Source organism: uncultured Parasphingopyxis sp. (assembly GCF_937129435.1).
In the GTDB taxonomy this organism is placed as follows: domain Bacteria; phylum Pseudomonadota; class Alphaproteobacteria; order Sphingomonadales; family Sphingomonadaceae; genus Parasphingopyxis.
This window is the reverse complement of sequence record NZ_CAKZNF010000035.1, coordinates 1-12,712: the sequence shown is the minus strand read 5'-3', so window position 1 is coordinate 12,712 and position 12,712 is coordinate 1. Positions and strand designations below refer to the sequence as shown.

The following is a 12,712-nucleotide window of genomic DNA, read 5'->3' as shown; positions in this document are numbered from 1 at the left end:
GTTCCCGGCGCGGGCCGCTCTGTTCAAAGGGGGCGCTGCTACTGCTTCGAGGCCTTGAACGGCATGTCGCCGAAGGCGCCGGCCTTGATCGCGCCGGTCATTTCATCGCCGGCCACCGTGGTCTTGCCTTCGAGCGTCATCGGCATCGGGACGGTGATGTCCTGCTTCCAGGTGAAGGTATCGCCGTCGACCTTGCCCTCGGCGATCTCGGCCGAACCCTGCGCGCCCGAGGCGGTGCCGGTCACGGTGTCGCCGTCCTGGTTCAGCGTCAACGTCACCTTCTGCTCGCCCATCGGCGAATTGATCGTGGCGTCCCAGGTTCCGCTTACGTCGGTCATATGGTCTATCCTTCCTTACAGGGTTGTCAGTTATTCGGTTTCGACTGTTTCCACGGGCAGCCCCAGCGCGTCAAGCTGCGGCCGGACATTTTCCGCCTCGCCGACCACCACCCAGATGAAATTGTCCGGGTCGATCACCGCGCGGGCCGCAGCGTCAAGCTGCTCCCGCGTGAGGCCGCGATACATTTCCGCGATGCCGTCATAATAATCGTCGGACCGCTCGTAGAGCGCGTTGCGCTGCATTCCGCCGATGACATCGCCCGACGTTTCGAAGCTTCCCGGCAGGCTGCGGATATTGCCCGCGATGGCGCGTTCGAATTCGACCTCGGTCACGCCTTCATCGCCGAGGAACGTGGCGATATTCTCGCGCAACGCCGCGATCGAATCGCCGGTGCGATCGGCCTGCACCGGCGCGGCGACGGTATAGCTGACCGGCCCCGCAAAACGGTTGACCGAACCGCGCACGCCATAAGACCAGCCGCGCGTTTCGCGCAGGTCCATGTTGAGACGCGAGAGAAAGCTTCCGCCGAGCGCTTCGTTCGCAGTGAGCAGCGGCAAGACTTCGTCAGTTCCCTGAAGCGGCAGGACCTGGCCGCCATAGATGAACGACTGCGGCGAACCCGGCCGGTCGACGAGGATGATCCGCGGCTGAGGCGCGGCGATATCGGCCTCGAGCGACTTGGTCCCCGCTTCGCCTTCCACACGCCAGGTGCCGAAACGCGGTTCGAGAGCGGCGACGACTTCGTCGAGCGTCGTATCGCCGACGACGAAGATCGACAGCTTCTCGGGCCGAATCCACGACTGATGGAAATTGACGAGATCGTCGCGCGTAATCGCGGCGACCGATTCCGCGGTCCCGAGCCCGCTTGTCGGGCGGCCATAGGGATGGTTCTCACCGAACAGCCGCGGCCAAAGGTTGCGCTGCGCGAGGCCGCTTGGCGATGTCAGCTCCGCCGAAATACCGGCAAGCTGCGTCGCGCGAAGCCGTTCCACTTCCGACAGCTCAAAGGCCGGGTTCTTAACGATATCGGCCAGCAGATCGAGCGAAGGTTCGTAATTCGGCGCCAGCGCATAGAGCCCGATCGTCGTGCGGTCGGTCGAGGCGCCGGTGTTGATCGAGGCGCCGAGCCGCTCCTCGGCCTCGGCGATCTCGATCGAATTCAGGCTCTCCGTACCCTCGTTGAGCAGCGCCAGCATCAGCGATTGCGTGCCGAGACGGTCGGCCCGGTCGGCGGCGTTACCGGCATCGAAGCTCAGCTGCGTCAGGATCGTCGGGACCGCATCGCGGCGGACGAAGCGCACCTCGACGCCGTTGGAGAGCGTGGCGCGTTCGACGGCCGGGAAGTCGAGATCGTCGATCATGCCGACTTCGGGCCGAGGCTGCGAGCGTGTCGAAGCGCCGGCTTCTGCCTCAGCCTCCGCCTGCTCCTCGGCCGCCTCTTCGGCTTCCGCCTCGGCGCCGGTCTGCGCCTCATTCTCACCGCCCGGGATCATCCCCGCCTCGGTGCCGGGCTGCATATAGAAAGCCGGCGCGGACAGAGTCCCGGTGCGCTCGGTAGCGCCGACCGATCCGGCCTCGACATATTCGCCGCGTTCGCCCGGATCGACGCGCGTCGCGAGCACGGGCCGGGTCAGCCAGCGCTGCATCGCGGCGGTCACACTTTCGGGCATCGCATTCCCAAGCCATTCGAGCTGCGTGCGATAAAAGGCCGGATTGTCCGAATAGAGCGCACCCTGCGCCAGAACCACGGCCTTGCCGCCAAAGCCACCGACCGATTCAAGGCCTGCGATGCGCGATGAGATTTCGCTCATCGCGACGCGGTTGACCTCATCTTGAGTGGGGCCGTTGGCGATATAATCGGCGAGCAGCTCGTCGAGCCGCGCGGAGACCGCATCGGCGTCGGCCGTCGGCGCGACATCGACCTGGACCTCGAACAGGCTGTTATATTCAAACTGCTGGACGAAGGCGCGAACGGCGACAGCCGTCTGTTCGCCGCGCACCAGAATATTGTCGAGCCGCGAGCTGGCGAGGCCGCCGAAGACGGAAGCTGCGACATCGAGCTGCGCCGAAGCCTCGTCGTTGAGGCCCGGCACCACCCAGGTGCGATAGAGCCGCGTCGTCGCGACATTATCCTGCATCACAATTTCTAGCCGCTCATCAAGCGTCGGAATGCCGGGATCGACCTGTGCCGTTTCGGGTCCGCGCGGAATATCGCCGAAATAGCGCTCGACGAGCGTGCGTGCCGTGGCGGTATCGACATCGCCCGCAAGCACGAGCACGGCGTTGTTGGGGCCATAATGCGCGCGGAACCAGTTCCGCACGTCATCGAGGCTCGCCGCGTCGAGATCGGCCATCGAACCGATCGTGGAATGGCCATAGGGATGGTCGGGCCCGAACAGCGCTTCGATCTGCGCATAATCGACGAGGCCATAGGGCTGGTTGTCGCCCTGCCGCTTTTCGTTCTGGACGACGCCGCGCTGGTTATCGAGCTTTTCCTGCGTCACCGCGCCGAGCAGATGGCCCATCCGGTCCGATTCGAGGAACAGCGTCAGTTCGAGGCCTTCGGTCGGCACCGTCTGGAAATAATTTGTGCGGTCGTACCAGGTGGTGCCGTTATAATCGGTGGCGCCGACTTCGCGGAGCGGTTCGAAATAATCGCCGGGCGCGTTCTCGGACCCGTTGAACATCAGATGCTCAAACAGATGCGCAAAGCCCGTCTGGCCTTCGGGCTCGTGGCGCGAGCCGATATGATACCAGATCGACACCGCGACGACCGGCGCCTTGCGGTCCTCATGCACGATCACGCGAAGACCGTTGTCTAGCGTGAACTCCTCATAGGGAATCTCGATATCGTTAACGAGATCCGCGGCAGTCACATTGGGCTGAGGTCCCGCAGGCGCGGCACCCTGGGCGAGCGCCGGTGCGGCCATCAGTGCGAGCGGCGCGAGCAGCGCCAGCAGGAAGGAGCGCATGGGATTCCTCTTTTTCGCGATGTGTCGGGCGCGACAATAGCGGCCCGAAGCCCCGGCGCAAGCCGCGCTTGCGCGCGCTCGACAGGAGGCTACATGTTTCGACGAATTGCGGCTCGAACGCCTTGTGTTGCATTTTGGCAACACTATATAGGCTGGAACTCATTCTGACGGGGACAGGCCATGAATCTCGAACAATTTACCGACCGCGCCAAGGGCTTCCTGCAGTCGGCGCAGACCGTCGCGATCCGCATGAACCACCAGCGCGTTTCGCCACTGCATATCGCCAAGGCACTGCTCGAGGACGAGCAAGGCATGGCGGCGGGGCTGATCGGGCGCGCCGGCGGAAGCGCCGAGGCGGCGGTGCGCGAAATCGACGCCGCGCTCGCCAAGGTCCCGCAGGTATCGGGTGGCGGCGCGCAACAGACGCCGCAGCTCGACAATGACGCCGTTCGCATGCTCGACCAGGCGCAGCAGATCGCCGACAAGGCCGGCGATTCCTATGTCACGGTGGAGCGGATGCTGCTGGCGCTGGCGATGGCGAAGGGCACGGCGACGGGCGACGCCTTCGACACGGCGGGGCTGAAGCCCGAAGCGCTGAACGCGGCGATCAATGCGCTACGCGGCGGCCGCACCGCCGACACGGCAAGCGCCGAGGATCGCTACGAAGCGCTGAAGAAGTTCACCGCGGACCTCACCGAGCGCGCGCGCGAGGGCAAGATCGACCCGATCATCGGCCGCGACGAGGAAATCCGCCGCACCGTGCAGATCCTGGCGCGACGGACCAAGAACAACCCCGTGCTGATCGGCGAGGCTGGCGTCGGAAAAACGGCGATCGCCGAGGGCCTCGCGCTGCGCATCGCCAATGGCGACGTGCCCGACGGCATCAAGGACCGGCAATTGCTGTCGCTCGACATGGGCGCGCTGATCGCCGGCGCGAAATATCGCGGCGAGTTCGAGGAACGTCTGAAGGGCGTGCTCGACGAGGTGAAGCAGGCCGAGGGCCATATCATCCTCTTCATCGACGAGATGCACACGCTGGTTGGTGCCGGGAAGTCCGAGGGCGCGATGGACGCGGGCAACCTGCTGAAGCCTGCGCTCGCGCGCGGCGAGCTGCATTGCATCGGTGCGACGACGCTCGATGAATATCGCAAATATGTCGAGAAGGACCCGGCGCTCCAGCGGCGCTTCCAACCCGTCTTCATCGAGGAGCCGAGCGTCGAGGACACGATCTCGATCCTGCGCGGTATCAAGGAGAAATACGAGCTGCATCACGGCGTCCGGATCACCGACGGCGCGCTGGTCGCGGCGGCGACGCTCTCCGAGCGCTACATCACCGACCGGTTCCTGCCCGACAAGGCGATCGACCTGATGGACGAGGCTGCCTCGCGCATCCGGATGGAGGTCGAGTCGAAGCCCGAGGAGATCGAGGCGCTCGACCGGCGGATCATCCAGCTCAAGATCGAACGCGAGGCGCTGGCGAAGGAAAGCGACAAGGCGAGCGCGGACCGGCTCGCTGCGATCGAGGAAGAGCTCGCCAATCTCGAAGAAGAAAATGCCGCGCTCACGCAACGCTGGCAGGCCGAGCGCGAGAAGATCGAGGGCGAGGCGAAGCTGAAGGAGCAGCTCGACGCCGCGCGCATTCAGCTCGAACAGGCGCAGCGTGCCGGCGATCTCGCCAAGGCGGGCGAGCTTTCCTACGGCACCATTCCCGATCTCGAACGCAAGCTCGAAGAGGCCGGCGAGGCCACCGAAGGCGCGATGCTGCGCGAGGAAGTGACGAGCGAAGACATTGCCTCGGTCGTTTCGCGCTGGACCGGCGTGCCGATCGACAAGATGCTCGAGGGCGAGCGCGAAAAGCTGCTCGCGATGGAAGAGCATATCGGCACGCGCGTCATCGGACAGGAGGATGCCGTTAAGGCGGTGTCAACCGCCGTGCGCCGCAGCCGCGCGGGCCTACAGGATCCGAACCGGCCCTTGGGCTCGTTCCTGTTCCTCGGCCCGACCGGCGTCGGCAAGACTGAACTGACGAAAGCACTCGCCGAATTCCTGTTCGACGATGTCAACGCGATGGTCCGCATCGACATGAGCGAGTTCATGGAGAAGCACGCCGTGTCGCGCCTGATCGGCGCCCCTCCCGGCTATGTCGGCTATGACGAAGGCGGCGTGCTGACCGAAGCCGTTCGGCGGCGCCCCTATCAGGTGATCCTCTTCGACGAGGTCGAAAAGGCGCATGGCGACGTGTTCAACGTGCTGCTCCAGGTGCTCGACGACGGGCGGCTGACCGACGGCCAGGGTCGCACGGTCGACTTTTCGAACACGCTGATCATCATGACCTCGAACCTCGGCAGCCAATATCTCACCGACCTGCGCGAGGACCAGACGGTCGACGATGTCGAACCGCAGGTGATGGAACAGGTGCGGGCGCATTTCCGGCCCGAATTCCTCAATCGCCTCGACGAGATCATCCTGTTCCACCGCCTCAGCCAGGAGCATATGGCGCCGATCGTCGATATCCAGGTCGCACGTGTGCAGAAGCTGCTGAACGACCGCAAGGTGACGATCGACCTCAGCGAGAAGGCGCGCGAATGGCTGGGACGGGTCGGCTACGATCCCGTCTATGGCGCAAGGCCGCTTAAGCGCGCGGTGCAGAAATATCTGCAGGACCCGCTCGCGGACGCGATCCTGCGCGGCGACATGCCCGACGGTTCGACGGTCAAGGTGGACGAAGGGGACGGCGAGTTGAAGATCGACGTCGCTGTCTGACGCCGCGACACCAATCGGTCGTCAGCGCGAGCCGCTCAGTCGCAGCAGGTTCCTGCCGCCGGCCTGGGATCGTCGACGCCCGAGCCGATAGCCGAGTTGCCGACCCAGCCGCGCGCGCGTTCTTGCTGCATATGGGCGTTGGCGTTCCATTGGCTCTCGGTCCGGCAGACGCGCGGGCCGCGCCGGTGCGAGCCGGTCATTGCGACACGGCGGCAGATAACCTCCTCCTCTTGCGCCTGTTGAGCCTCGGACGCTTCGGGTTCGGACTGGGCGAGCGCAGGCACTGCCATGGATGGGCCGAGCAACGCCAATGCTAAAAGCGTTAGCCGCAACATCGTCTTCTCCCTCTCTGAAAGCGTGAATGCTCCACCGACAGGTTATCGCGAATGGCCGACGACTGCCAGAGGCACGCTTGGGCAGGCCGACCGCGTGCACACACCATGGTGCGTAACAGCGTGAATTGGGCTAGCGACACCGGCATGGACAACGACCAGGCCTGGTCGGCCTATTGGGCCGAAAAGGGAGCGACCGGAAACTGCCTTCCCGGCGCGCCGGATCATGTCGCCGAACGGCTGGCGAACCATTGGCGCGAATTCGCGGCAACACTGGCGAAGGGCGCGTCCTGCCTCGATCTGGCGACCGGCTCGGGTGCCGTCCTGCGCCTGATCCGTGCCCAGAGATCGGACTTGCTGCTTGCGGGTATCGACTATGCCGAACTGCCCGAAAGCGCCGACCCGGACGTCACACTGATCGGGCGGACCGACATGGCGGCGCTTCCCTTCGACGATGATAGCTTCGATGCGTTCGTCAGCCAGTTCGGATTCGAGTATGGCACACATGGCGAAATCGTCGCGGAGCTGGTTCGCGTCTCGCGACCCGGTTCGCTGTTCCAGTTGATCATGCATCACCGATCGAGCCCGGTCGTGGCGCAAAATCGGACAAGGGCTGCCGCGCTGGACGCCATTGGGCAAAGCGATGCCCTTGTCCGCGCCGCCGAGGGCGATGCTTCGGGCGTCATTGCGGCGCTCGATCCGGTGTTCGACGAGCATGGCGATCAGCCGGTCGTGGCCGAGATCGCGGCGGCGCTGCGCGATATCGCCGGACGCAGCGGCCGCGAGGCGGAGAAGGATCTCGATTGGGTGGCGTCGGGCATGGCGCGCGAGCGAGCCCTTTTGCGTCACCTGAGCGAAAGCGCGCTCGACGAGGACAGCGCCGCGCGAATTTCTGCGTTGTTTGCGGACAGCGGCTTTATCGTCGAGCATCGCGCGCCGATCCCCGGCGACGAGAACGGCCCGATTGCATGGCTGGTCAACGGCCGGCGGGCGGATTAGGGCCGGGTCATGGTCGATATCCAGCAGGGCTTTGCCGAAGCGCAACGCGCATTGCAGGCGGGTGATCTCGAACGCTGTTCGGCGCTGCTAGGCGAACTGATCGAGGCCGATCCGAACCAGCCAGCTTTTTACCATCTGGCCGGTGTCACGCTCAAAAAGCAGGAACGGCTCGAACAAGCGCGTGCCGCGTTCGAGCGCGGAATCGCGCTTCGGGACGACATCCCCGCCATGCATGCCGAATATGCAAGCCTGCTCGACGACCTTGGCGAGGGCGAGGCGGCAGTTGCCGCCTATGATCGCGCGATCGCACTGGCACCCGATCTGGTGGACGCGCGGATCGACCGGGCGCTCGTGCGCCACCGGCATGTCGATTCGATGGGTGGCTATCGCGATCTTTCGGCGCTGACGGAAAGCTATTCCGACAATGCCCGCCTGTGGCTCAATGTCGGGCTGACAGCCCGGGCGCTCGGGTTGCTCGATGAGGCCGAAGAGGCGGTGGAGCGTGCACTCGCTCTTGCACCCGAGGCAGCGAAGTCGCTGCGATTGAAGGCGCAGCTGGCACTCGATCGGGGCAAACCCGCAGTCGACCTGTTTCGCGCCGCCCATCGAGTGAAGCCCGACGATAAGGATATCTGGGCCGGCGAAGCCGCGGCGCTTCTCGACGAGAGCCGGCGCGACGAGGCCGAGATTTTCCTGAAGGCACGACTGGAGAAGACGCCGACCTGGTATCACGGCCAGCATATGCTCGCGCAGGTACGCTGGCAGTCGGGCGACCCCGAAGGCTATGTCGACGGCTATCGCAACGCGTTGCGCAATCATCCTCGCGACAAGCGATTGTGGATGGACATGATCGTAGCGACCGCGCGCGGGCAGGGCCATGACGTGGCGCTACCTCTTTACGACGAGGCGCGCCGCACGGCCGGAGACGATCCGCGCTTCGACAATCTGGAGGCCAATTCGCTGACCGAACTCGGCGAGTTGGAGAAGGCCGGGGAACTATATGAGCAGCACGCCAGCGAGCGGGCGTCGTTCTTTCGCATGCCCTTCGTGCGGTATTTGCTGAAGACGCGCGATTTCGATCGAGCGCAGCGGCTGGCAATGGAGCTTGTCGAGAATGGCGAGGGCGCCGAAGCCTGGCCCTATATCTCGATTGCGTGGCGCATGATGGGCGACCCGCGCTGGGGCTGGCTCGAAGGTGATCGCGATCTTGCCAAAGCTATCGATATTGAACCGTTGCGCGCCGAGCTACCGGCGCTGGCGGATAGGCTGCGGCATTTGCATCGGTGGGAAACACATCCGTTCGAACAATCGCTACGCAATGGCACGCAGACGGACAGCATCCTGTTTACGCGCTCCGAACCCGAGATCGTTTCACTGGTCGGCCATATTCGCACGGCCGTACGAAGCTATATCGACGGCTTGCCGCCCCCGGAAAAGGATCATCCGTTTCTCGGCGGGCGCCGCGGCGATTTTCGTTTTTCGGGATCTTGGTCGGTCCGGCTGACCGGCAGCGGCTTTCACGTCAATCATATCCACAACCAAGGCTGGCTCAGTTCCGCGCTCTATGTCGCTTTGCCCGATACGATCGGCGAAGAACAGAGCCGGGAGGGATGGCTTGCTCTGGGCGAAGCGCCACAGGAATTCGGGCTGGACGCACCCCCGATCAAGATGGTGAAGCCCGAGCCCGGGAGGCTGGCGCTGTTTCCTTCGATCATGTGGCACGGCACGAAGCCCTTTTCCGAGGGCGAACGGCTGACCGTCGCGTTCGACGTAGTAGTCAGCTAGCAGCTTGTGCGCGGATCCCGATTGAGGACGATTGTCATGCCCGAAAAACCCGGACCAGATGAACTGCTCGAAATGTTCCGAGCGGATCAGCACAATGCCCGATTGGCATTGTTCACCGGCGCCGAGTTATTGGCAGCGGGCCGGGAAGAGGAAGCTGTCGCGGTATGGACACTGGGCGACGATGCCGATCCGCATCTGCGGCGGATCAAGGACGACGATGGCGAGCATCCACTGGCTCGCGAACATTCCGCTCAGGCGGACGGCGCTATCAGTCGTTTCCTGACCGACCTTCATCAACGGTCGCTCGACGCATGGGAAGCCGATGGCCAAGGCGCGGCAGGCCGAATTCGGAACGCCATCTGGGCAATGACGCACGAGCGTGAATTTGCCTACCGCACGCCTTATCAAGAGCCTCAGGTCTTCTACGTACCGGACTTGCCTGCCCTTCCGGTCACACCGCACGAACAGCTGCCTTGGGCAGAGAATGTCGAGGCCTATTGGTCGGACATCCGGGACGAATTTCTGTCGGCGTCGCGGGAGCAATCGCTCACGGTACCCTATGTCCCCACCAACATCCAGATGCCGGCATGGCGCAAGCTCAGCGGATCGTTGGACTGGTCTGCGATCTATCTGTTCAAGGACAGTCGTCCTATCGCGGCCGAGAAGCATTTCCCGGTGACCCATGCAGCGCTCGATAAGGCCGATCTCGTTCGCGTGAACGGTGTGCCCATGGAAGCGTTCTTTTCATCGCTCCAGCCAACAGCACACATTCCACCGCATCATGGCCTGACCAATGCCCGATTGACCGTGCACCTTCCGCTGATCGTCCCTGACGATTGCGCAATACGCGTTGGCCAGGACACCTATCATTGGCAGGAAGGTTCGATTTTGGCGTTCGACGACAGTTTCGAGCACGAAGCCTGGAACCGGTCCGATAGCGGTCGCACGGTCCTGATCTTCGAAAGCCATCATCCCGATCTCACGCCCGATGAGCGCGCGGCGATCGAGCATGTCTTTGCCGAACGCTCCCGCTGGATCGCTCGGCGAACCGTTCTGCTCGGCTGGCATAACTGGTAGCTCCGCTCGCGCACCCTCACCGGCAACGGGACACGGACGACTACCCAATATCACAATCGCACAAACAAAAAGGGCAGGAGATTTCTCTCCCGCCCTCTTCGTTCTGTTTCGAGGTCGCTTAGAACTGGATGCGACCACCGAAGTAGATGTAGCGGCCGACCGGATCGTACACACCCGGGAAGGTGTTGCCGTTCGACGGGCCGAACGAGCCACCGATCGTCGGCGGTTCGCGGTCGAAGACGTTGTTCACACCGGCCGAGAGGCGCAGGTTGTCGGTGATGTCGTACGACGCGCTTATGTCAAACCAATCGTACGAGTCGATCGTGTCATCGACCGTACCCAGCTGGGTGGGGTCGTTCAGATCGGGCTGCGACGACGAGGCATCGACATCGACGCTGCCGAAGTGACGCCAACGCAGCGTCAGGCCCCAACCCGAGTCGGCCGTGTAGCCAACCGACAGACGGTGCCGCCAATCAGGCTGCGGCGTACCGCAGGTGTTGCCGTACAGGCCGACGCAATCGATGAAGTTCGCCGTCGGGGTCGACTGGAACGCGTTCTCGAACGTGTAGGTACCCACGATGTTCGCGAACAGACTGCCGTTCCACACCGGGAAACGATAACCGGCCGAGATATCGATACCGTCGGTCCGGAGACCACCGATATTCTGCTGCGTGTTGATCACGAAGCCGTTCTGACCGAGCCAAAGCGATCCCGAGCCCGGAGCACGATTGACCAGGCTACAGAACTCCGGAAGGCCGGTGGCAAGACACTGGTTGAGAGCGTTCTGCGCACCGATGCCGGCGATCGAGTCTTGGATCTCGATGTTGAAATAGTCGACCGTGGCCGTGAAGCCGTCGAGGCCCAGGCCGCGACCGTCGACGACGATACCCACCGTGTAGGAGTCGGCCTTTTCAACGTCGAGGTTCGGGTTGCCACCGGCCAGCTGGTTGTACTGGTTAGCTGGGTTGCCGGCGATGTTGCCGTACTGGGCAGCCGACACGCCGGTGTTCTGACACGCTGCGAGCGTTGCCGTCGGCGTCGCGCCGGAACAAGGATCGACACCGCCGAACAGACCGATCGACTGCGGCGAGAACAGCTCGACGATGTTCGGCGCGCGAACAGCGCGGGCATACACACCGCGAAGACGAATGCCTTCCATCGGGGCGATTTCGACACCACCGGTATAAGTGTGGCTCGTACCCGAGGTGTTATAGTCCGACAGACGATAACCACCGGTCAGTTCGATCGCACCGCCATTGCCCCACTCAACGAGCGGCAGGCGGAGTTCGGCGAAGACTTCACGGACCGAGAACTCGCCCGCAATGGCTGGCGACGGACCGCCCTGGCCAGCCAACGTGCCTTCGGCGAAATTCTGGTCAGGCGTCAGTTCATACTGTTCCTTGCGGTATTCCGCACCGAAGACGAGACTGATCGGAGTCGACGTGCCGAGCGGGTTGTCCATGTTGCCAGAGACATAGCCCGACGCGACATAAGTCTCGAGATTGGCGTCCTGCAGACCCGGAACCGAGATGAAGTTGAACTGGTCGCGGGTCACGCCGGTCGCCGAGAAGACGTTGAGCGGGACACAGCCGTTCGACTGATCGCGGCAGACAATCTGGCCGTTCGCGTCGCGCACGGCGTCGAGCGCCTGGTTGATGCGATTGACCGAAAGGTCGTTCAGATAGACCTGGTTGAAGATCGTTTCACCGCGAAGCAGGTGGAAGTCATAGTTCCAGTCGCTGCTGATCGAGCCACGGGCACCAACGACCGCACGGTAGGAGGTGTGCCGCAGATCGCTTTGACGCGGAATACCTTCGACCAGACGCTTACCGATGTAGACATAGTCGGTCGTGTCGGCGAGCTCGGCGGCCGAGAACAGGCCGTCGCCATCACGGTCGCAGCCGAAGGCCAGGCGCTGCTGGTTGCTGAACAGGGCGTTGTCGCACTGCAGGAACGGATTGTTCGCGAAGAACGTACCCGAGAACGCGATCTGCGCGACCGAACGGTCGTCCATGAACTGGAATTCCGCATAAGGAACGATCGACGGGCTGATTTCGTACTCGGCGAAGAAGCCGGCCGTGTAGCGCTTGTCGGGACGCTGGAAATAGTTGGTCGGCGCGTAGTTATATGCATTGGCACCCGTATAGGGAACCAAACCGCCTGGATTGCCCGGCTCGTTGCGAAGGCTCGACGAAGCGAAGGTGTTCCGATCGAAGATCAGGAAGCGGCCTTCGGGAATTGTCGACGATCCCGTGCAGTTGTAACCCGAAGGCTGCGTGGCCGAGAAATCGAGGGCGCACGCGCTGTAGTCGCGATTGGCCTGGAGGATCGGGTCGATCTGGCGATAGCCGAGATAGGCGGTGACATGGCCACGGCCGTCGTCGAAGCCGGCACCCATGGCGAGGTTCACGTCATAGGTGAAACCGTCAACCGGATTGCCGCCCG

The 12,712-nt window shown here is 63.5% G+C and carries 8 protein-coding genes; 4 read left to right on the top strand and 4 right to left on the bottom strand.

Annotation, left to right across the window (positions count from 1 at the left end; all coding sequences use genetic code 11):
- Nucleotides 1–38: 38 nt before the first annotated feature.
- Both Q0139_RS06790 and Q0139_RS06785 read right to left on the bottom strand, forming a co-directional pair.
- On the bottom strand, nucleotides 39–338 hold the full coding sequence (locus tag Q0139_RS06790) for a hypothetical protein (RefSeq protein WP_298019417.1): 300 nt from the start codon (nucleotides 336–338) through the stop codon (nucleotides 39–41).
- A 30-nt stretch (nucleotides 339–368) separates the two neighbouring features.
- Nucleotides 369–3,311 carry a pitrilysin family protein gene (locus Q0139_RS06785; RefSeq protein WP_298019415.1) on the bottom strand — a complete coding sequence of 981 codons (2,943 nt, stop codon included), beginning with the start codon at nucleotides 3,309–3,311 and terminating at the stop codon, nucleotides 369–371.
- Between the two features lie 180 nt (nucleotides 3,312–3,491).
- On the opposite strand from Q0139_RS06785, the gene clpB reads away from it, so the two are divergent.
- Nucleotides 3,492–6,074 (top strand): ATP-dependent chaperone ClpB, encoded by a 2,583-nt coding sequence (gene clpB / locus Q0139_RS06780; RefSeq protein ID WP_298019413.1) that lies wholly within the window; start codon nucleotides 3,492–3,494, stop codon nucleotides 6,072–6,074.
- A gap of 35 nt (nucleotides 6,075–6,109) precedes the next feature.
- Here the strand turns inward: clpB and Q0139_RS06775 are convergent, their stop codons facing one another.
- Nucleotides 6,110–6,409, bottom strand: a complete 300-nt coding sequence (locus Q0139_RS06775) for a hypothetical protein (RefSeq protein WP_298019412.1) — start codon at nucleotides 6,407–6,409, stop codon at nucleotides 6,110–6,112.
- 144 nt (nucleotides 6,410–6,553) lie between these two features.
- Here Q0139_RS06775 and Q0139_RS06770 point away from each other — a divergent pair, with 144 nt between their 5' ends.
- The 3 genes from Q0139_RS06770 to Q0139_RS06760 all read left to right on the top strand — a co-directional run bounded on the left by Q0139_RS06770 (nucleotide 6,554) and on the right by Q0139_RS06760 (nucleotide 10,267).
- Nucleotides 6,554–7,405 (top strand): class I SAM-dependent methyltransferase, encoded by an 852-nt coding sequence (locus tag Q0139_RS06770; RefSeq protein ID WP_298019410.1) that lies wholly within the window; start codon nucleotides 6,554–6,556, stop codon nucleotides 7,403–7,405.
- A gap of 9 nt (nucleotides 7,406–7,414) precedes the next feature.
- Nucleotides 7,415–9,190 (top strand): putative 2OG-Fe(II) oxygenase, encoded by a 1,776-nt coding sequence (locus Q0139_RS06765; protein ID WP_298019408.1) that lies wholly within the window; start codon nucleotides 7,415–7,417, stop codon nucleotides 9,188–9,190.
- A 108-nt stretch (nucleotides 9,191–9,298) separates the two neighbouring features.
- A complete protein-coding gene (locus Q0139_RS06760) occupies nucleotides 9,299–10,267 on the top strand; it encodes an aspartyl/asparaginyl beta-hydroxylase domain-containing protein (RefSeq protein WP_298019406.1) in 969 nt (322 codons plus the stop codon).
- Between the two features lie 118 nt (nucleotides 10,268–10,385).
- On the opposite strand, the gene Q0139_RS06755 is transcribed toward Q0139_RS06760, so the two are convergent.
- On the bottom strand, nucleotides 10,386–12,712 hold a 2,327-nt coding region (locus Q0139_RS06755), incomplete at its 5' end, for a TonB-dependent receptor (protein ID WP_298019405.1).

What these genes read in the sequence shown, in the direction of transcription:
- Q0139_RS06775 (WP_298019412.1), bottom strand. Translation starts at nt 6,409, where the DNA reads ATGTTGCGGCTAACGCTTTTAGCATTGGCGTTGCTCGGCCCATCCATG.
- Q0139_RS06770 (WP_298019410.1), top strand. Translation starts at nt 6,554, where the DNA reads ATGGACAACGACCAGGCCTGGTCGGCCTATTGGGCCGAAAAGGGAGCG.
- clpB (WP_298019413.1), top strand. Translation starts at nt 3,492, where the DNA reads ATGAATCTCGAACAATTTACCGACCGCGCCAAGGGCTTCCTGCAGTCG.
- Q0139_RS06765 (WP_298019408.1), top strand. Translation starts at nt 7,415, where the DNA reads ATGGTCGATATCCAGCAGGGCTTTGCCGAAGCGCAACGCGCATTGCAG.
- Q0139_RS06785 (WP_298019415.1), bottom strand. Translation starts at nt 3,311, where the DNA reads ATGCGCTCCTTCCTGCTGGCGCTGCTCGCGCCGCTCGCACTGATGGCC.
- Q0139_RS06790 (WP_298019417.1), bottom strand. Translation starts at nt 338, where the DNA reads ATGACCGACGTAAGCGGAACCTGGGACGCCACGATCAATTCGCCGATG.